This window comes from Arthrobacter sp. ov118 (assembly GCF_900116495.1).
Taxonomy (GTDB): Bacteria; Actinomycetota; Actinomycetes; order Actinomycetales; family Micrococcaceae; genus Arthrobacter.
The window spans coordinates 75,116-93,787 of sequence record NZ_FPAY01000005.1; the positions used below are offsets into that span (position 1 = coordinate 75,116).

At 66.0% G+C, this 18,672-nt stretch carries 18 protein-coding genes; 8 read left to right on the top strand and 10 right to left on the bottom strand.

The annotated features are described in order from the left end of the window. Positions 1-111: 111 nt before the first annotated feature. Together BM372_RS11345 and BM372_RS11350 are read right to left on the bottom strand one after the other, a co-directional pair. Positions 112-1,398 (bottom strand): FAD-dependent oxidoreductase, encoded by a 1,287-nt coding sequence (locus BM372_RS11345; protein ID WP_090955266.1) that lies wholly within the window; start codon positions 1,396-1,398, stop codon positions 112-114. Further along, positions 1,391-2,755 carry an MFS transporter gene (locus BM372_RS11350; protein WP_090955268.1) on the bottom strand — a complete coding sequence of 455 codons (1,365 nt, stop codon included), beginning with the start codon at positions 2,753-2,755 and terminating at the stop codon, positions 1,391-1,393. The genes BM372_RS11345 and BM372_RS11350 overlap by 8 nt, the downstream gene beginning before the upstream one ends. A 48-nt stretch (positions 2,756-2,803) precedes the next feature. On the opposite strand from BM372_RS11350, the gene BM372_RS11355 reads away from it, so the two are divergent. The 5 genes from BM372_RS11355 (at position 2,804) to BM372_RS11375 (ending at position 7,321) form a co-directional block, all read left to right on the top strand. After that, the gene (locus BM372_RS11355) at positions 2,804-3,625 is read left to right on the top strand and encodes an IclR family transcriptional regulator (RefSeq protein ID WP_090955270.1); all 822 of its coding nucleotides are present in this window, start codon (positions 2,804-2,806) and stop codon (positions 3,623-3,625) included. Positions 3,626-3,743: 118 nt separating this feature from the next. Then, complete coding sequence (locus tag BM372_RS11360) at positions 3,744-4,889, top strand: cupin domain-containing protein (protein WP_090955273.1); 1,146 nt, start codon at positions 3,744-3,746, stop codon at positions 4,887-4,889. After that, positions 4,886-5,710 (top strand): fumarylacetoacetate hydrolase family protein, encoded by an 825-nt coding sequence (locus tag BM372_RS11365; RefSeq protein ID WP_090955275.1) that lies wholly within the window; start codon positions 4,886-4,888, stop codon positions 5,708-5,710. Before BM372_RS11360 ends, BM372_RS11365 begins: the two co-directional genes overlap by 4 nt. Then, the gene (locus tag BM372_RS11370) at positions 5,710-6,465 is read left to right on the top strand and encodes a maleylpyruvate isomerase family mycothiol-dependent enzyme (protein WP_090955277.1); all 756 of its coding nucleotides are present in this window, start codon (positions 5,710-5,712) and stop codon (positions 6,463-6,465) included. Before BM372_RS11365 ends, BM372_RS11370 begins: the two co-directional genes overlap by 1 nt. 52 nt (positions 6,466-6,517) lie before the next feature. Further along, a complete protein-coding gene (locus BM372_RS11375) occupies positions 6,518-7,321 on the top strand; it encodes an alpha/beta fold hydrolase (protein WP_177235973.1) in 804 nt (267 codons plus the stop codon). Between the two features lie 29 nt (positions 7,322-7,350). On the opposite strand, the gene BM372_RS11380 is transcribed toward BM372_RS11375, so the two are convergent. The 8 genes from BM372_RS11380 to BM372_RS11415 all read right to left on the bottom strand — a co-directional run bounded on the left by BM372_RS11380 (position 7,351) and on the right by BM372_RS11415 (position 15,135). Then, positions 7,351-7,839 (bottom strand): VOC family protein, encoded by a 489-nt coding sequence (locus BM372_RS11380; protein ID WP_177235974.1) that lies wholly within the window; start codon positions 7,837-7,839, stop codon positions 7,351-7,353. A 150-nt stretch (positions 7,840-7,989) separates the two neighbouring features. Then, positions 7,990-9,447, bottom strand: coding sequence for an MFS transporter (locus BM372_RS11385; protein ID WP_090955282.1), 1,458 nt, complete (start codon positions 9,445-9,447; stop codon positions 7,990-7,992). A gap of 88 nt (positions 9,448-9,535) precedes the next feature. After that, complete coding sequence (locus BM372_RS11390) at positions 9,536-10,009, bottom strand: MarR family winged helix-turn-helix transcriptional regulator (protein ID WP_090955284.1); 474 nt, start codon at positions 10,007-10,009, stop codon at positions 9,536-9,538. A 42-nt stretch (positions 10,010-10,051) separates the two neighbouring features. Further along, positions 10,052-10,666, bottom strand: a complete 615-nt coding sequence (locus BM372_RS11395) for a TetR/AcrR family transcriptional regulator (RefSeq protein WP_090955286.1) — start codon at positions 10,664-10,666, stop codon at positions 10,052-10,054. A 97-nt stretch (positions 10,667-10,763) separates the two neighbouring features. Beyond that, positions 10,764-11,996, bottom strand: coding sequence for an NAD(P)/FAD-dependent oxidoreductase (locus BM372_RS11400; protein WP_090955288.1), 1,233 nt, complete (start codon positions 11,994-11,996; stop codon positions 10,764-10,766). Next, positions 11,993-12,187 (bottom strand): ferredoxin, encoded by a 195-nt coding sequence (locus tag BM372_RS11405; RefSeq protein ID WP_090955290.1) that lies wholly within the window; start codon positions 12,185-12,187, stop codon positions 11,993-11,995. Before BM372_RS11405 ends, BM372_RS11400 begins: the two co-directional genes overlap by 4 nt. Continuing rightward, on the bottom strand, positions 12,184-13,356 hold the full coding sequence (locus BM372_RS11410) for a cytochrome P450 (protein ID WP_090955292.1): 1,173 nt from the start codon (positions 13,354-13,356) through the stop codon (positions 12,184-12,186). Before BM372_RS11410 ends, BM372_RS11405 begins: the two co-directional genes overlap by 4 nt. A gap of 48 nt (positions 13,357-13,404) precedes the next feature. Further along, positions 13,405-15,135, bottom strand: a complete 1,731-nt coding sequence (locus tag BM372_RS11415) for an MFS transporter (protein WP_090955294.1) — start codon at positions 15,133-15,135, stop codon at positions 13,405-13,407. A gap of 312 nt (positions 15,136-15,447) precedes the next feature. Between BM372_RS11415 and BM372_RS11420 the strand changes: the two genes are divergently transcribed. From BM372_RS11420 to BM372_RS11430, 3 genes are all read left to right on the top strand, one after another. After that, positions 15,448-16,461: a phosphotriesterase family protein gene (locus BM372_RS11420; RefSeq protein ID WP_090955296.1), complete on the top strand. Its 1,014-nt coding sequence runs from the start codon at positions 15,448-15,450 to the stop codon at positions 16,459-16,461. Positions 16,462-16,511: 50 nt separating this feature from the next. Beyond that, complete coding sequence (locus tag BM372_RS11425; RefSeq protein WP_090955298.1) at positions 16,512-17,462, top strand: phosphotriesterase family protein; 951 nt, start codon at positions 16,512-16,514, stop codon at positions 17,460-17,462. Between the two features lie 77 nt (positions 17,463-17,539). Further along, on the top strand, positions 17,540-18,667 hold the full coding sequence (locus BM372_RS11430) for an FAD-dependent monooxygenase (protein ID WP_090955300.1): 1,128 nt from the start codon (positions 17,540-17,542) through the stop codon (positions 18,665-18,667). Positions 18,668-18,672: the final 5 nt, after the last annotated feature.

Here is an 18,672-nt window from a genome sequence, read left to right on the forward strand (position 1 = left end):
GGGTGCCCATCGAAACGGACTGCGGACCGGCTCCGCGAGGAGCCGGTCCGCAAGATGTGACGGGTTTACCGGTGCCGGATCCAAGGCCCCCCTGCTCAGGCAGAGATCCGGTCAGGCGGAAATCCGGTCCGCCTGGCGGGAGTGAGCGGCGTCAACGGCCGGGACGCCGTCGCCGCCCTGGCCGTACAGCCAGTCGTTGTACTGGAAGTCGTTGTTCCTCCGGCTTTTGAAAAGCAGGTTGCGCAAGGTACGGGCCAGTCCGGAGACGTGCCACGACTCGCCCCACACCCGGGCGGTGCGCTGGACCCGGGCGGTGCGGCCGGCCCGGATATCGTTGAACTCCTTAATTGCACCGTCCCAAGCCTCCGGGTTCACGCCGTCGTCGGTGAAAACAATGCCGTTGCTGACCTCCTGGAGTACGGCTGCGTCCTCCAGCGCCTGGCAGGCACCCTGGGCGAGGTACTGGAGCATCGGGTGCGCGGCGTCGCCCATCAGCACCATCCGGCCGGCGACCCAGTTCTGGATCGGATCGCGGTCGTACATGGGCCAGCGCATGCTGGTGCCAAGGTTTTTCAGCGCTTCCTGGACGGCCGGGACGCAATCCTTGTACGCAGCCTCGAGCTCGTCCACTCCCCCGTACTGCTCCTCGCCGCGTTCGAAGGAAGCGGACTTGAAAACGGCCACGGTGTTCAGCAGCTCGCCCTTGCGCAGCGGGTACTGCACGAGGTGGCAGTCCGGTCCGAGGTAGACGATGACGTCCTCGAGGTCTGCCCTGGGCGTGTTTTCGGTGATCGGCACGGTGCCGCGGTAGGCGACATAGGCCGAGGGCACCGGCTCGTCGTTGGCAACCAGCGGGCGCAGGGTGGACTTGAGCCCGTCGGCGCCGATCACGACGTCGGCCTCGTAATCCACACCGGCAGCCGTGTGGGCCACGCCCCGGCCGTTCACGGTCTCAACACTTTCGACCATGACGTTGTTGACGAGTTTGACGCCCGCGGCCTCACAGCCTTCGAGCAGGACCCGGTGCAGGTCGCTGCGGTGGATCACGACGTACGGCGCACCGTAGCGTTCCTCGAACTCCCCGCCGAGGCTCTGGCGCGTGAGCTCCTCGCCGGTGACGGCGTCGCGGAAGACCAAGTGCTTGGGCTGGACGCCGATTGCCAGTGCCTTTTCCAGCAGGCCCCAGCGCTTTAGGACGCGGGAGGCGTTGGGGGCCATCTGCAGGCCCGCGCCGACCTCGCCGAATTCGGGGGCCCGCTCCACGAGAGTGACGTTGGCGCCGTTTTCCCGCAGCGCGAGGGCTCCGGCCAGTCCGGCCATTCCCCCTCCGATGACCAGAACATCGGTGGACAGGACATCAGTGGACAGGACATCAGTGGACGGGGCGTGCTCAGACATTGCTTGCTCCTGTTGTTGAGGGTGCAGGTGAGGGTGAGGATTTGGACTTCAGTTTGAGGCCGACAGCGGCCAGCAGGACTGCAGCGATGGCGGCTGCGCCGGCGAAGGCGAGGAAATTGGAATTGACGCCGAGGCCCGCGGCCAGCAGGAGGCCGCCAACCTGGGGCGCGGCGACGGCGCCGATGCGGCCCGTCCCCAGTGCCCAGCCCAGCGCCGTCCCGCGCAGGTGCCCGGGATAGTGGCTCGCGACGGCGGCGATGATGAGGCACTGCGTGCCGTGGGTGCCGACGCCTGCGAGGACCAGCATGAGGTACACGACGGTGACCGGCGGTCCCGCAACCAGGACCACGAGCGCGCCGGCGGCGACGGCCGCCGCGGCGATCGCCGTCGGGATCGGACCGAAGCGGGTCCCGGCCCAGGCCGTGATCACCGAGCCGGCCACCGCTCCCAGGTTGAGGGCAAGGGCGAAGGTCAGTGCGGACCCCAGGTTGTAGCCGGCCAACTGCATGAGGTTGGGCAGCCAGGTCCCCAGGCCGTACCAAGCGAACAGGGTAGCGATCGTCGCGAGGGCGAACAGCAGGCTGATCCCTAGGTACGGGGCGCGCAGCAGGGACTTGAAGCCGATCGGCTCCCTGACGACGTCGGTTGGGACGCCCGCCGTGTTGCCGGCTTTACCTTTGGCCTTGTTGCCGACACTGGCCGGGGCAAGGGTCTCCGGAAGGTATTTCAGACCCAGCGGCACGACGACTACAAGGGCCAGCACGGCGACGAGGAACATGGACTGCCAGCCGAAGGCGGGGATGAGCTGGATGCCGACGAGGGCGGCGATGGATCCGCCGATCGGGACACCGGACATCATCAGCGTGGCGACAGTGGACCGCCATTTGGTGGACACCAGTTCGGCAACGAGCGCGTTTGCGGAAGGCACCAGGCCGCCGAGCCCGATGCCGGCGAGGAGCCGCAGGGCGCCGAAAACAGGGGCGTTGGGGGCGAAGGCGCAAAAGATGGTGAAAATCGAGAAGACAACGGCGCAGCCGAGAATGGTTCGGCGGCGGCCCCAGGAGTCGGCCATCCGGCCGGCGAAGATGGCGCCGATCATCATGCCGAGGAAAGCCATGGAACCGATGGTCCCGGCGGTGGCCTTGCTTAGGCCCCAGCCGGTCTCGGAGATCAGCGAGGACTGGACGGTGCCGTAAACGATCAGGTCGTAGCCGTCGAAGACCACCAACAACCAGCAGACCAGGACGGCGGCTGCCGAGCCTTTGGAGAACCGGGGTGCAGGCCCACCAGCAGTAGTGGGGGCGGGAGCCCCCGGCGAAGACCGTTGCGGCACTGCAACAGATTGTGTGTGATTCATGCCACTACTGTCGTGGCCGTCTCAGGTGAACCACAATACAATTCTGATGTGCAGAACAACCCGCCCGGCAGGGCAGCCCGCAAGCCCGTTCAGAAACGGCCCACCTATTCCATCGAGGCCGTGGACAACGCGCTGCAACTCCTCCAGCTGCTCCGTGACGGCGGAACGCTCCGGCTCAAGGACGCCGCCGAGGAGCTCGGCGTGGCGCCGTCCACCGCCCACCGCCTTTTGGCCATGCTGGTCTACCGGGGATTCGCCGTGCAGGATGAAACCCGCCGCTACGTGCCGGGCCCGGCGATGGGCGTCGGGCCGGCGGGGCTGAGCTGGACTCGGCTGCTACGCTCGCTCGCCCAGCCGCACATGGACCTGCTCTCGGCGCACCTCAACGAGACGGTGAACCTCATGGTGCGGGTGGGGACGAAAGTGCGCTTCCTGGCGACGGTGGAAGGGGACAATGTGCTGCGTGTTGGTGACCGGCAGGGGACGGTGATGCCCGCCAACAAAACGTCCGGAGGCAAGGCCATGCTGGCCGAACTGGAACCTCCGATGATCGACCAGCTGTTCCGCAGCAACAATGCCGAGATTGGCGGGGACACCATTCCGGTCGCGGAGTACCCGGCGTTCCTGCGCGAGCTTGAAACCATCCGCAGCAACGGATTCGCGGCCAATTTCGAAGGCACGGAAGAGGGCGTGAGCGCGCTTGGGATGGCCCTGCACAACCGGCACGGGCACGTGGTCGGCGCGCTCACCGTCGCCACTCCGGCGACCCGCTTCCGCCGGGTGTTTGACGCCGGACTGGTCCCTGCACTGCGGGAAACCTGCCGGCAGCTGGAGATCGATATCGCGGCAAACCCGGCCGAGCCGGACTGAGTATCGCGGCGGCTCGGTCCCGGAAATTCTGATGAGCAGAATATGCTCGGGATCACACGGTCACGTCCTTACAGTCGAAGTACGCCAAGAACTGTTCCGCCCTACCCAGGAGGCCCACGTGTCCATCAGCGCCGAGAACACGACCCATGAATCAGTGGCCGCGGGCCACACTGCTCCGGAGCCGACGCCCGAGGAAGCAGCCCAGCTCCAGGAGCTGTACCGGGACTTCGACAAAGAAAACCTGATTCCGCTCTGGACCGAGATCGCGGACCTCATGCCGATGGTCCCGACCCCCAAAGCCGTCCCCCACGTCTGGCGGTGGAGCGACCTGTACCCGCTGGCCGCCCGTGCCGGCGATCTGGTTCCGGTGGGCCGGGGCGGGGAACGCCGGGCCATTGCCCTGGCCAACCCGGGCCTGGCTGGTACGCCGTATGCGACGCCGACGCTGTGGGCGGCCATCCAGTACCTCGGTGCCCGCGAGACCGCGCCCGAACACCGGCACTCCCAGAACGCGTTCCGCTTCGTTGTCGAGGGTGAAGGCGTCTGGACTGTGGTGAACGGGGATCCGGTGCGGATGTCCCGCGGCGACTTCCTGCTGACCCCGGGCTGGAACTTCCACGGCCACCACAACGACACCGATGAGCCGATGGCCTGGATCGACGGCCTGGACATCCCGTTCGTGCACTACGCCGACGCCGGGTTCTTCGAGTTCGGCACCGAGCGCGTGACCGACGAGGCTACTCCGGACATCTCCCGCTCCGAGCGGCTCTGGGCCCATCCGGGCCTGCGCCCGCTCTGCGGACTGGACGACACCACCAGTTCGCCCATCGCGGCGTACCGCTGGGAACACACGGACCGCGCACTGGCCGAGCAGCTGCTGCTCGAGGACGAGGGCCACCCGGCCACCGTGTCCCAGGGCCACGCCGCCGTCCGCTACACCAATCCCACCACGGGCGGGGACGTGATGCCGACCATCCGGGCCGAATTCCACCGCCTCCGTGCCGGCGCCGCCACCGAGATTCTCCGCGAGGTCGGCTCCAGCGTCTGGCAGGTCTTCGAAGGGTCCGGCGGCGTGCTGCTCAACGGCGAACGCAAGGAGCTTGCCAAGGGCGACCTGTTCGTCGTCCCGTCCTGGGCCGAATGGTCGCTGCAGGCCGAAGCTGGCTCTCAAACTTCGTTTGACCTCTTCCGCTTCAGCGACGCCCCCATTTTCGAACGACTGAATTTCAACCGCAGCTACATCGAAGGACGCAAGAACGCATGAGACTTCTCACCCTCCGCACTGAAAACGGAACCAAGGCCGTCCGCCAGGACGGCGACATCCTGACCGAGATCGACGGCTTCGCCGACGTCGGAGAGCTCCTCCGCAGCCCGGATTGGGAAGCCACGGCGAAGGCAGCGGCCGGCGTCACGCACGCGCTGGACGGCGCGGACCTGGCCGCCGTTGTGCCCTCCCCCGGCAAGATCATCTGCGTGGGCCACAACTACCGCAACCACATCAAGGAGATGGGCCGGGAAGTCCCCGAGTTCCCCACCCTGTTCGCCAAGTACCAGGAGTCCCTGATCGGCCCGAACGATGACCTGGCCCTGCCGCAGGAATCAGACGCCGTGGACTGGGAAGCAGAACTCGCCGTCGTGATCGGCAAGCAGGGCCGCCGGATCAGCGAAGCCGACGCCGCGGACCACATCGCCGGGTACGCCGTGCTCAACGATGTGTCCATGCGCGACTGCCAGTTCCGCACCATCCAGTGGCTGCAGGGCAAAACCTGGGAAAAGTCCACCCCGTTCGGTCCCGCCCTGGTCACCAAGGACGAATTCACGGCCGGGCCCCTGATGACCTCGGCGGTCGACGGCGAAATCCAGCAGCAGACCCCCACCGGCGACCTCGTCTTCACCCCCGAGTACCTGGTCTCCTACATCTCCACCATCATCACGCTGAACCCCGGCGACGTGATCGCCACCGGCACCCCCGGCGGCGTGGGCCACGCCCAGGACCCCAAGCGCTACCTGCAGGAGGGCCAGATCCTAGTCACCACTATCGAGGGACTGGGCCAACTGAAGAACCGCGTTGTCAAGGAAGCCTGATGGTTGCCCGCCACGATCAGACGACGGACCCGGAGCTGCTTGCTGCGCTGCTGGAGGCGCGCCGGGGAACCGCGTTCTTCGCCCGCAAGCTGAACGAGCTCTCCGACGCGGAGCTCGACGGCGATTCGCTGCTGCCGGGCTGGACCCGGCGGCACATCGCGGCGCACATCGGCTACAACGCCCGGGCGATCGCCCGCCTCATTGAGTGGGCCGCCACCGGGGTGGAAACGCCCATGTATCCCTCCACCGAGGTGCGGGACCATGAGATCCACTTCGGCGCCACGCTCAGCCCGATCGCGCTGCGGAACCTGTTCGACCATTCGGCGGTGCACCTGAACGTCGAATGGCGCGACCTGCCCGAAGACGCCTGGCACCAGAAAGTGCGCACGATCCAGGGCCGGGAGGTGCCTGCCAGCGAAACGGTATGGATGCGCAGTCGGGAGGTCTGGATGCACGCCGTCGACCTGGACAACGGCGCGGCCTTCCAGGACATCCCAGTCCCCGTGCTGGAGCGGCTCCTCAAAGACATTACCGGCGCCTGGAAAACCCGCGGCACCGATGAGGGGCTGGTGGTCAAGGTAACGGACCGCGAGCTCACGTTCGGGGACACGACGTCGGCGTCCCCCACCGTGGTCTCCGGACCGCTGGCGGCCGTCGTCGAATGGGCCGCGGGCCGGGGCAACGGCGGCGTCACCGCCGTCGGGTCCGGTGCAGCCGCCAGCGGCACGGTTCCGGCCGCGCCGAAGTGGATCTGAGCCCGTCACCGCCCCCGGCTCGGACGCCGCGAACGCGATCTACACTGTCTGGATGGAGGCTACGGTCAGCGGAGTGCCTGTACATTACGCCGAGCATGGCGGCGGCACACCCGTTCTCGCTCTTCACGGCGCCGGTGTGGACCATCGCGAGATCGCCGGTGCTCTTGAACCGATATTCCGCAACGTTCCCGGCTTTCGGCGCCTGTATCCGGACCTGCCGGGGATGGGCCGCACCCCGGCGCCTGAGACGATCAAGAGCAACGATGACGTTCTGGACATTCTGCTCGGCCTCATTGACAGCACTATTGGTGATGAACCGTTTCTCGTCATCGGTCAGTCGTACGGCGGGTATTTAGCCCGTGCAATTGCCCATCAGAGACCTCAGCAGGTTGTCGGGCTGGCGTTAATCTGCCCGGTTGGCGCGCATACCCGCGAGGTGCCCAAACACGAGGTTCTTGTTTCGTCGGCCGATCTGAGAGGTCAACTGGACCCCGAGCTCGAGGCTTCCTACCGAAGCTACTTCGTTGTCCAGACGACAGAAACGCTGAGCCGCTTCCGGGAGTACGTGGCTCCCGCAGTGTCCCTCGTTGATGAGCCGAGCCTGGCGCGGATCTTGTCGCACTGGGAGCTACGGGATCGTCCGGACGGTGCGAAGTCCTATTTCCATCCTGTGCTGATTCTTGCCGGGCGTCAGGATGCCACGGCCGGGCACACAGCCGCGCGGGAGCTGGCGGAGGACTACCCTCGCGCTACCTTTGCCGCACTGGACCGCGCCGGCCACGCTCTGTTGCACGAGCAACCGACGCTCACGCAGGCGCTAATTGTCGAATGGCTCGCGCGCGTGCGTGAGCACTAGGTCCAGGAGAAATCAGGGCCGGTTCTCGATCATTGCCGAGGCAACGGTTCCTGAATGCGTGGTGCCGCTGTCCGCCGGGAATTTTCAACAAGATACACCTGTCCTTCGGGCGCTTTCTTGTGAGACTCCGTGGTGTAAAAGCGGATCTCGTGTCCGTCCGGGTCTAAGAGACCGGACAGGATCCACCCGAGAGAGGCCACCTGGACGCCGGCGTGGGCGTCGCCCAACTGCGTCAGCCGCGCGGAGAGCGCTTCCATTGCAGCCTTGGTCGGAACGCCGATGGAGAAGTAATCGAATCCGGAGGAGGACGCCGCTTTGCCGGGGTCCAGCCGCAGGGCCAGCCTTGGTCCGCCATTTGGGTGGTAAAGGGCAAGACCCATGACCAGACCATTTTCGCGGAACTCCATGGCAACGGCATAGCCCAGCCGGCTCCGGTACCACTCAAGGCTGCGGTCCAGATCACTGACCGGGAGTTTGAGGTGGTGCACGCCATCGAACTGGGGAACTTGAGTGTCCACGGGAAATCCTTTGATCGCAGGCTCGTGCTCCCACGATAGTCCGAACCATCACCGGCACGCCGCGCAATAGCGGCGCCCGCGCGGCAGCCACCTAGGGACCCGGGACGCAGTTTGACGCCCGCCTAACTCTCCTTCTACTTCCGGGCGGGTTCAGCCCAGGTGGACCACGGGAGCTTCCCCGTCGGTGCCCGTGAACGTCTTGCGGTCGATGTTGATCAGGGACAGGGCAACCGGGGCGATCAGGATGGCAACGCCCGCTGCCCAGAGGAAGGCCTCGGCGTACCCCGCGGAGAGGGCAGCCAGCGAGACGCCTCCGGCCGTGGCGGCGGCAGCGATAGTACTGAAGAGCGCAATGCCGAGGGAGCCACCAATCTGCTGCGAGGCGTTGACCAAGGCGCTGGCGACACCTGAATCGTCCCTATCTACACCGAACAGGGCCAGGTTCTGCATCGGCACGAAAACCATGCCCAGGCCGACGCCCATCAGAAGCAGGGCGGGCAGCATGTTGACGAGGTAATTGCCCTCGGAGCTGACCTGTGTGAGCCACAGCATCGCAACCGCCATGAAAACCGGACCTGCGGCCGTCGGGATCTTCGCCCCCAGTTTCGGCAGGTTCTTCGCGACGAGCCCAGCCGTGATGATCAGCGCCACCGTCATGGGCAGGGACGCAAGCCCGGCGAGGAATGGTGCGAAGCCGAGCACAATTTGGATGTAGAAGTTGATGAACAAGATCCCGCCGATCAGGACCGCGCCGGACAAAAACGAAGCCAGGAAGGCCGCGCCGCGGTTGCGCTCGGTGGCCACGCGCAGCGGCAGGAGCGGATGCTTGACCTTGGTCTCAACCAGGACGAAGAATGCCATGAGCACGGCGCCGGCGGCTATGAAGCCCCACGCTTCGGGCGTGTCCCAGCCGTGCTCCGCATTGGTGAAGCCGTACACGAGGGACCCCAGGCCCAGTGCGGCCAGGACCACTCCGGGCCAGTCGTACTTGGTGGTCCCTCGGGCCTTGCTTTCGCTGACGAGCGACCACACGCCCACGAGGGCGATCATGGCGAACGGCGCGTTCACGAAGAAGCACCAGCGCCAGGTCACGTATTCGGTCAGGAACCCGCCCAGCAGCACACCGACGGCGGCACCGACGCCGGTGATGGAGCCGAAGATCGCGAACGCCGTGCCGCGGTCCTTTCCGCCCGGGAAAGCGACGGTCAGGAGCGCCAGGGCTGCAGGAGCCAGGAGCGCAGCGAACACACCCTGCAGGGCGCGGGCGCCGATCAGTTCCCAGGGCTGTTGCGCGATGCCTCCGATCAGGGACGCGACGGCAAAGCCTACGGCGGCCACGATGAACGTCCGCTTGCGTCCCCAGAAGTCCGCGATGCGGCCGCCGAGCAGCAGGAAGGCGCCGAAGGCCAAGGCGTAGGCCGTGACCACCCAGGAACGCGTCGAGTCGCTGATCCCCAAATCGATCTGGAGACGCGGCAGTGCCAGGTTCACGATCGTGCCGTCCAGCACCACCATGAACTGGGCGAGGGCCAGGAACACCAGTGCCCACCAGCCGCTTTTTGGCCGGCTCCCCTGCTGTGCGCCCGCTTCTGCTAACTGTGTTGCCATACCCAAACCCATCCTCGGAAGTAGTAATACTTACACAAGTATAACTACCTGCCCGAAGGTATCCTGGGGCAACTTTGAGTGATATTCCTTACTCGGGCTCGGACAAAAAGGCGGCGAGCCGCTGCAGAGCCGGCAGGCTGGCGGCGATTTGCTCGCGCTCTTCGGGCAGCAGCCGGGAACTCGCCGAGACCAACGCTTCCGCCCAGGCACCTTCAAGGAGCTTCTTGATTCGCTGCGATTCCGGCGTGGGGTACAGGGCGACGAACCGTTTGTCGGCGGCGTCGCGGACACGGGTGACCAGACCCGCGGCGACCAGCTCGCGCAGCTGGACACTGACGTTGCTGAACTGCCGGCCCAGGCGGGACGCGACCTCCGCCACGGTGATGCCGGGGTGGCTTTCGATCACCCGGAGGATCTCGAGCACGCCGTTCGACAGGGGCCGGACGCCGGTGTCATTGTGCGACTTCCGGCGGATATCGGAGGAAATGTCGATAATAGAGACGGCCAGGGGCCTGTAGTCCAGCACTTTTGCCGGTTCCTCGTGCGCGCCAACACTTTCCATTCCATAAGCATAGGCGTGAACAGGACTAGCCCCTCCCGCCGATCAGCGTTCGTCGCAGAGCAGGTGGTACCAGCTGTCTGCGAGCACCTCGAGCGCGTGTTCGCGGTTTGGCTCGAGCTTGCGGCGCGTCCAGAGCGTCGCGACGTAGTCGAGCTGCGTGAAGGCCAGCGTTCCGCGGATGTGGCGCGTTTCCTCAGAGAAGCGGCCGGCAAGCTGCATGCCGCGGACGATGTCGGAGATGACTTCCTCATGCCATTCCCGGGCCAAAGCCCTCACTTCGCGATCGACGGCGGCGGCCTCGTCGAGCACGTCGAGGTAGGGGCGGAAGACTGGCCAGAGCGCAGCGCGCGACTCGAGCCAGGCAAGGATGCCGGGCAACTCGCCTTTCCGGACTACGTCGACGAGTTCGGCGGCAGTCGTTGTCCGATCGGGGCCATCCGCGCGGTCGAGCACGGCATTAACGCGCGCCATAAAGTCCTTCATCAGGTCGACGCGCGAGGGGTAGTACGCGTAGAAGGTCGCCCGGGTGGTGCCGGCCGCGGCGGCGATATCGTCGATCGTCGTCGCTACGTAGCCCTTCTCGGTGAACAGCGTGAGAGCCCGCTCCACGATCATGTCGCGGGTCAGTTGCTTCTGGGCTTCTCGCAGCGACGACATGAGTCAATCCTAGCCGTGGTGTGCAGAATATTTGCGCAGGACGAGCAAAGCATGCGTGACGCCAATGTTCTGCAAGGGGGGTGCGTGAGGTTGCGCATCAGAGCTTCAGGGGTGCTGCCGGACGGAGTGCCCCCGGACCGGCATCGGCCAGCCGGCGCAGTTTGGGGATAGGGATCCGGTAGTTGATCGCAACGGCGGTGCCGGAACCGGCCTGGTTTCCCCAGCAAAGGAGCAACGAGTCCGGGTCATTGCCCGGCTCGCAGTAGTCCGGAGCCCCAACAACTGCGGTGTTGCCCACCGCCTTGAGCGACAGGCCAAAGCCCTCGGTCCAGAAGTAGGGCTGGAAGTTGAACTCAGGCGCCGCGTCACCTTTGAGCAGGCCGATGGCCGCGACCTTGGCCTGGTCGATGGCGCTGGTCCACAGGGGAATCCGCTCGACCCCGCGGCGGGTTGGGAACGCCGCCACGTCGCCGGCGGCGACGATGTCCGACCGGAGCCGGCCGCGCGAGTCCACACGCAGCTGCCCGTCGACAAGGAGATTCGAGCCGGTCAGCCACTCGACGTTCGGTTCGTCGCCGATGGCGGTGACCACAAGGTCCGCTTCCAGCTCGGTGCCGTCGGCCAGGGCGACCCGGCCCCCGGCGTCGGAGTCGATGAAACGGGCCTTTCCGCCGCCGACGACCCGCAGGCCGTGCCTGACTGCGGCCGTGGTGAATATCCCGGACAGATGCTCCCCCAGCTGGCGCGAGAGGGGCCGGACGTCGGAGACAAGCGTGACTTCGCAGCCGACCTCCAAGCAGCCCGACGCGACCTCCATGCCAAGCGGGCCGCCGCCGATCACGAGGACCGACGGGCGATCGGCGAGGCGCTGCCTGAGTGCGATCGCGTCTTCGATCGTTCGCAGCGTGAGCTCCCGGGGAGAACCGTCGCGTCGTGGCCCTGCAGCTCCTTGCCTGGGGGCGAGGCGCTTCGCCCGGGAACCGGAGGCGATGACCAGGCCGTCATACGGCAGCTCGCCACCGCCATCGAGCCGGACCACGCGGGCCTCGATGTCCAGGCCCGCTGCGCTCACGCCAAGCAGCACTGTCGCATCGTGAGTCGGCTCGGGCAATTCGTGGGCCCGCAGACCGTCGTTGCTGTTCCCGTCGCCGTCGCTGTTCCCGTCACCACTGTGCAGCAGGGCCTTGGAAAGGGCCGGCCGGCTGTAGGGGTGGTGGCGCTCGGCGCCGACGACGGTCAGCTCGCCGTCGTAGCCGGCAGAGCGCAGTGAGTCGCACGCAGTGAGCCCGGCGATGCCGTTGCCGACCACCACTATTCTGCGCATCGTCATGCCGCCGCCAGTCGCAGGGCGGCCACCGGGCAGACCCGGACCGCCGCTTTGGCGGCGGCGAGCTCGGCCCCATCCACGTCAGGGACATCGATCACCAGTTCGCCGTCGTCGTCCAGATGCATCAGCTTGGGCGCGGCTTCCTCGCACAGGCCGTGTCCCTCACAGCGCGGCCGGTCGAGTTCGATCCTCATGCTGCCACCACCTTTTCAACCTGGAGCAACTCGAAACTCCGCGTGATGTTGCTGGGCTCGCGGACCTCATCGGAGATGGTCAGGGTTCTCACCCTGCGGGCAAGCGCCTCAATGATCGCGTGCGCTTCAAGTTTCGCCAGGCCCTGGCCGGCACAGCCGTGCGGGCCATAGCCGAAGGACAGGTGGTCCACCGGGTTCCGCGTGACGTCGAAGACGTCCGGATTCTCGTAATGCCGCGGGTCCCGGTTGCCGGCACCAAAGAGGATGCCCACCTGGGCACCCGCAGGAATCGTGACTCCGTCGGTTTCCACATCGCGGGTTGCCTTGCGCCCCCAGATGTGGACCGGTGCCCAGTAGCGCAGCACCTCGGCGAAGGCAGCAGGGACGAGTTCCGGATTCTCCCGGACCAGCGCGAACTGCTCGGGGTGGTGGCCGAACAACGCAATAATGTTGCCAATCGAGGCGATGGTCGTGTCGACGCCCGCCCCCAGGTACTGGTGGATGATGTGCCCCGCAGAGCCCTGGGGGATGTCGCCGCGAGTCTCGGCGTCGAATATTCCGCGGCCAATAGAGCCGGGAGTGAGGTCTTCGGCGGTGACCGAGGAGCACCAGCCGTAAAGCTCGCCGGCGATCGGGAAGCTTTCCTGGGTGCGCTGGTTCAGCGGGCCGATGACCTGCATCGCAGCCTGGCCCCAGCGCAGCATGTTGTCCTTGACATGGCCGCTAAAGCCAATAAGGTCGGCAACGATTTCGATCGGGAAGGCCCGGGCCAGGGAATCGACGGCCTCGAAACTGCTGCTGGTGGAGAGTTCCGCGACGAGCTTGTCGGCCTTTTCGTCGATAACCACCTTGAGGCCGCGGAGGGCGCGGGGGGTGAGGTTCTGCGACAGCGTGGCGCGCAGCTGGGTGTGGACAGGCGGGTCGGAGGCAAGCGAGGTGCCCTGCAGCGCCTCGTTCACCATGGGGTTGAAGCCGATGCTGGTGGATGAAAAGGTTTCCGGATCACCGAGGGCGTCGCGGATGACGTCGTAGCGGGTCAGGACGTGCAGGTCGTTCTTGGGCAGGTGGACCACGCCAGCCTGCTCGCGCAGCGCGGCGTAGGTGGGATAGGGATCGATCAGGACGTCGTCGTCCCAGATGTCGATGCCGGATTCGGTGGGTGCAGTCACGGAATTCTCCTTAGGGATGGTTAGGGGGTCAGGTCGAGGCCGTCAGTTTTAGACGATCGCCGCGGCGTTGGCTTCAGTTGTTTTCGAGGTTTCCGCGATGGCGTCCGGCGTGGGCGCCGAGGAGCGTGTGGAGATAAAGAGGGTAAGAATGGCGGAAAGGGTCGCCGCGATGCCCGCAGCGAGGTAGACCGTCTGGAATCCGTGGCCGAGGGAGGTCCCTGCCACGCCCTGGATCTGCGGTTGCGCGGAGGTGAGGGCCTTGACCATGCCGTCGACAGCCTGTGCGGGTGCGCCGCCGGCCGTTGCCTGGCCCGTGAACTGCGCGATGACGCCGTCCCAGCCCGAGAGGTAGCCCAACGGCGGCACGTTCGTCAGCTCGGAAACGGCCTCTGCAGGCAGCCCTGCGCCGCCGAGGATCCCGGCGAGTGGTGCGGCGAAGACGCTGGCTCCGACCCCGAACGCGATGGCTGAACCGATGACGGGACCAAGGGCGAACCCGAGGTCGCGCAGGAGGTTGGTGGTGGCAGAGGCCATGCCGATGTGCTGCGGCGGGACCGTGTTGATTGCCACCGCGGTGATGGAGCCGACCGTCAGCGCGAACCCGATGCCCATCAGCAGGAGCGGCGGAATGAACGCTGTCCACGGAGTTCCGCCGAAGGCTTCGGGCGTGCCCAGGGCGAACGTGGAGAGCCAATAGGCAGAGACGGCCATGAAGGCGAAGCCCGCGGTGAGCACCCAGCGCGGGGCAACGTGGTGGATGAGCCAGCCCACCACCGGGATGAAGGCGAAAGCCGGGCCCTGGATAAAGACGAACAGCACACCGACCTTCCAGGCTTCGGCCAGGGCGAGTCCGCCGACGGCCACGCTGGTGCTGTAGCAGACCGCGAGGAAAGCGAACATCCCGGTGACGGCAACAATGCCCGTGATCGAGTAGGCGCTGTTCTTGAACAGCGACAGGTGGATGAGTGGCTGCGGGGTGCGTGTTTCGATGATGACGAAGGCGACCAGGAGGACGGCGCCAGCGATGTAGCTTGCGATCACCTCGGCGCTGCCGAAGCCGGCGTCGACCGCTTGAACGGTGGCGAAGAGGACGGCGATTAGGCCGAGCGCGAGGGTGATCTGGCCGGGCATGTCCAGCTTGCGCCCCTCGGCGGCTGCGGAGTCCAACGCCTGGACTGCGACGATGAGGACGGCGACGGCTATCGCCGCGGCAATGTAGTAGGCCACGCGCCACCCGCTGAAGACGTTAGGCGCGCCTGCTTCGGGACCTGCCACGGTGAAGGCTTGGGCCGTCAGGCCTGCCAGCATCGGGGAGATCACCGCACCAAGCGAGAGGAACCCGGCCCAGGTGGCGATCACCTTCGCCCGGGCGCCGTGGTCGGGGGTGATCGCCGCGATCATGGACAGCGAAATGGGGAAGAGGATGCCCGCCCCAATCCCGCCGACTGCCTGTGCCGCGATCATCATTTCGGTGGTGGTGGCCAGCGCCGCCAGGACGGAACCGGCGACGCTGACCACGGCGCCCGCATATAGCAGCTTCTTGCGGCCGAACATATCGCCGAGGAGCCCCCAGCTGAGCTCAAACACCACGATGCCCATCATGAACATGCCTGCGATCCAGGTCAGGCCCGCGCCCGAGGTGTGGAATTCGACGGCGAAGGTGCCGTTGAGGGCACCTGGCAGTGCATTGGTGATTTGGGCCAGCGTGACCGCGCTGTAGGCGGCTACGAAGGTGGCTCGTACCGAGCCGCGGCTCGACACAGAGGTGGTCTGACTCATCGATGAAACTCCTTGTTTCCGGTCGACTCTCCGGTGAAGCGCCAGAAGGTGCTCTACCGGGGTGGGAGCGGTAGGCCGGGGATGGATGTGGCATTCCCCACATTCTGCTGTGAATCTTTACATGATGTCAAGAAGATTTACTGACCGTCTGCCTCAATAGCGCCTTCATCGGTATTGCGTGAACGTTTCGCCTAATTTCTTGACATGTTGTAAAGAAATGGGTGATCCTGACTACACCGCAGCGGGGCGACGGCACCGTCGAACTCCGCGGCGCCCCTGCATTCAGCACCCGATCTTCAAGGGAGAAGCCAAGTGAGTCACACCACACCCGTCGCCACCGCCGGTGACGCGTTCCATACCCCGGCCGGGCCAAGCGTCAACACGGTCCTCGGGCCTGTCGCTGCTGCTGAACTGGGCGTCGTCGCGGTCCATGAGGCCTTGCTGTCGGTGCTCCCGGGCGCCCAATACGCCCCGGACATCACCATGGACCGGGCGGAAATCTTCGCGGCCCTGGCGGCGAAGCTCAACGACTTCCGCGAGCACGGCGGCCAAACGATCGTCGACAGCACCGGCATGTTCCACGGCCGCGACCTTAAGCTCTACGAGGCTCTGTCCCGCTCCACCGGCGTCCACATCGTCGCCTCCACGGGCCTGGGCCCGGAGGAAGAACTCGGCGGATACTTCCTTACGCCGCAGACCAATCCGCCCACCCCGTGGCCGGCCGAAAAGTTCGGGGAACTCTTCGGCAAGGAGGTCACCGAGGGGATGGTGGTCCCCCGCGTCGAGCGCCGTGCCGCCGCAGGCATCGTGGCCACCATCGCCGACCGCGTCGGCATGACCCCGACCGAGGAAAGCCTGTTCCGCGGCGCCGCCCGAGCCGCCAAGAACACCGGCGTTCCCGTCTCCATCCGTTTCGGTGCCGACGCCCTTCACGATCTGGACGTTGTCCTGGACGAGCAGGTCGGGGCCGACCGGGTGCTCGTGGGCGACCTGGACCGCAAGGACGCCGCCGAGACCGCCGTCAAGGTAGCTGGCCGAGGAGCCTTCGTCGGCATCGACCACGTGGGCCTGAACGACCACGCGGACTACCTGACTGACCACGGTCGCGCCGAGCTTGTGCTCGAGCTCGTCGAGGCCGGCCATGCCAACAAGATCATCCTTTCGGGCAACTCGATCGGCGTGGCCAAGGGCCTGCCGGAGTACAACTTGCCCTACAGCCATGTTCTGACCACGTTCGTGCCGTATCTCCAGACGCTCGGCCTGAGCGAGGAAGACGCCCGGCGCATCCTCGTGGACAACCCGCGCAACCTGCTGACCGTGCGCTAAGCACGCGTCGGCCGACACACAACACGCTTTCGAACCCCTGAGGTGGATGAATGACCAAGGTCAACACAGTGCTGGGAACCATCCCGGCCGAAGAACTGGAAATCGTGGCTGTCCACGAACACATCGGCTACGGCATGCCCGGGTCCGAACTGGACACCAAGTGGTGGAAGACCCCGGAGCAGGCCTACGAGGAGACCGTGCCGAAGCTGCGGAAATTCCGCGAATACGGTGGCGGGACCTTCGTTGATGCCACGGGCATCTGCAACGGCCGTGACGTGGACTACTACAAGTCCCTGTCCCAGAAGACGGGCGTGCACATCGTGGCCTGCACCGGCTTCGTCGGCGGCGACACCGCACTGCCGCATTTCTCCCGCGCCACCGTGGACTATTTGACCAAGGTGTTCATCCACGAGATCACTGTCGGGATCGGTACCACCGGTGCCAAGGCTGGCGTCATCAAGGTCGGCGTGAGCCGCGGCGGACGCATGACGGACCTGGACAAGCATATCTACCGGGCAGCGGCCCGCGCCGCCGTCGTCACCGGGGCACCGATCCTGACCCACCTGGCCATCGACCCCGAACCCGCTGTGACCATCTTCAACGAAGAGGGCCTACCGCTGGACCGCGTGCTCTTCGGGCACGCCGACGACGGCCTGAACGCCCCGGTCACCCCGCACGATTGGATCTACGAGCAGGGTGGCCGCATCGGTTTCGACACCTTTGGCTACGACCTCGAGCTCCCGGACCCGCCGTTTTGGGGCCGCAGGCGCGCCGAACGGATGGAGCACTTCGTCAGCCTCGTGAACAAGGGCTACGCGGACAAGCTCCTCGTCTCGGCCGACGCCAACTGCAGCCCGCTGGGCTGGCCGGGCGTCAAGGGCCACACCATCAACTACATCTTCGAGGACATGATCCCGGACATGCGGGCGGCCGGCATCGACGACGCCACCCTCAAACTCCTGCTTGAGGACAACCCTGCCGACTTCCTGTCCCTTGCCTGACCCCGGACAGACCAGCGCAACTTCCCCTTCCCCACGCTTGGCCCGGGCCAAGAAAGAGTCAAGAAAGAGATAAAACCATGAAGGCTTCGGAAATCAAGAACCTTAGAATCGCCATCGTCGGCGCTGGCTACGGCGGCGCGGCGGCGGCCAAGGCGCTGAGCCTGCTCGGCGCCGACGTCAAGGTCTACGAACAGGCAACTCAAATGCGCGAGGTCGGCGCCGGCATCGGGCTGCGGCCCGCCACCATGGCCCGGTTCCGCCAGTGGGGCATCTTCGAGGCGATCGCCAAAGTGAGCTCACCGAGCGACTACTTCGAGATCCTCACGGCAACCGGTGAACCCCTCATGAAGGACACCTGGCCCGAGTTCGGTGATGAAAAGCAGACGTACCTCATCCACCGCGGCGACTTCATCGAGGCGCTGCTCGGCGTGCTCCCCGAGGGCATGGTGCAGCTCGGCCACAAGCTGGAGACGATTGCGGACAAGGGCGGCCGCTCCGTCCTCACTTTCACCAACGGGAAGACCGTCGACGTCGATTTGGTGGTCGGTGCCGACGGCATCAAGTCCGTGGTGCGCGAGCAGCTGTTCAGCGACGAGGGCCCGGTGTTCTCCGGCGAGCACGCCTACCGCGTGGTGATCTCCGCTGATGACGCCCAGGGCATGGTGGTGGACGACAACCTGCGGATGTACATCGGCAAGGGCACCAAGGTCTACCTGCTGCCGCTGCGCCACCGCAACCAGATGTCCTTCGACATTACTGCCCTGAATACGGACGGCACCTGGGCCCCCACTGTCACGAAGGAAGATCTGTTGAAGTCGGTGGAAGGCTTCGACGAGCGGATCGTTGAGATCGCCCGGGGCCTCGACATGGACGCGGTCAACATCCGCGCCGTCTACGACATCGACCCCGTGCACACATGGCACACGGACTCCGCCGTGCTGATGGGCGACGCCGCCCACTCGATGCTGCACCACCAGGGCCAAGGCGCGAACTCTGCCATCGAGGACGCCGGCGCCCTTGCCGATGCGCTGGCCCAGGCCGCTTCCGTAAAGGAGGCCCTGGCCCTGTTCCAGGCAACCCGCAAGCCGGTGACGGACGAACTGCAGCGCATCTCCCGCCAAGGCTGGAGCGCGGAAGAGGTCAACGACGTCTTCCCGGGGCAGAAGCCCTCGTCCCAGATGCCCGCGGCCGCAGTGAAAGGCTGATCGCC

What these genes read in the sequence shown, in the direction of transcription:
- BM372_RS11395 (WP_090955286.1), bottom strand. Translation starts at nt 10,666, where the DNA reads ATGTCGTCGCTGCGAGAAGCCCAGAAGCAACTGACCCGCGACATGATC.
- BM372_RS11375 (WP_177235973.1), top strand. Translation starts at nt 6,518, where the DNA reads ATGGAGGCTACGGTCAGCGGAGTGCCTGTACATTACGCCGAGCATGGC.
- BM372_RS11425 (WP_090955298.1), top strand. Translation starts at nt 16,512, where the DNA reads ATGACCAAGGTCAACACAGTGCTGGGAACCATCCCGGCCGAAGAACTG.
- BM372_RS11385 (WP_090955282.1), bottom strand. Translation starts at nt 9,447, where the DNA reads ATGGCAACACAGTTAGCAGAAGCGGGCGCACAGCAGGGGAGCCGGCCA.
- BM372_RS11350 (WP_090955268.1), bottom strand. Translation starts at nt 2,755, where the DNA reads ATGAATCACACACAATCTGTTGCAGTGCCGCAACGGTCTTCGCCGGGG.
- BM372_RS11365 (WP_090955275.1), top strand. Translation starts at nt 4,886, where the DNA reads ATGAGACTTCTCACCCTCCGCACTGAAAACGGAACCAAGGCCGTCCGC.
- BM372_RS11415 (WP_090955294.1), bottom strand. Translation starts at nt 15,135, where the DNA reads ATGAGTCAGACCACCTCTGTGTCGAGCCGCGGCTCGGTACGAGCCACC.
- BM372_RS11405 (WP_090955290.1), bottom strand. Translation starts at nt 12,187, where the DNA reads ATGAGGATCGAACTCGACCGGCCGCGCTGTGAGGGACACGGCCTGTGC.
- BM372_RS11345 (WP_090955266.1), bottom strand. Translation starts at nt 1,398, where the DNA reads ATGTCTGAGCACGCCCCGTCCACTGATGTCCTGTCCACTGATGTCCTG.
- BM372_RS11430 (WP_090955300.1), top strand. Translation starts at nt 17,540, where the DNA reads ATGAAGGCTTCGGAAATCAAGAACCTTAGAATCGCCATCGTCGGCGCT.
- BM372_RS11400 (WP_090955288.1), bottom strand. Translation starts at nt 11,996, where the DNA reads ATGACGATGCGCAGAATAGTGGTGGTCGGCAACGGCATCGCCGGGCTC.
- BM372_RS11390 (WP_090955284.1), bottom strand. Translation starts at nt 10,009, where the DNA reads ATGGAAAGTGTTGGCGCGCACGAGGAACCGGCAAAAGTGCTGGACTAC.
- BM372_RS11370 (WP_090955277.1), top strand. Translation starts at nt 5,710, where the DNA reads ATGGTTGCCCGCCACGATCAGACGACGGACCCGGAGCTGCTTGCTGCG.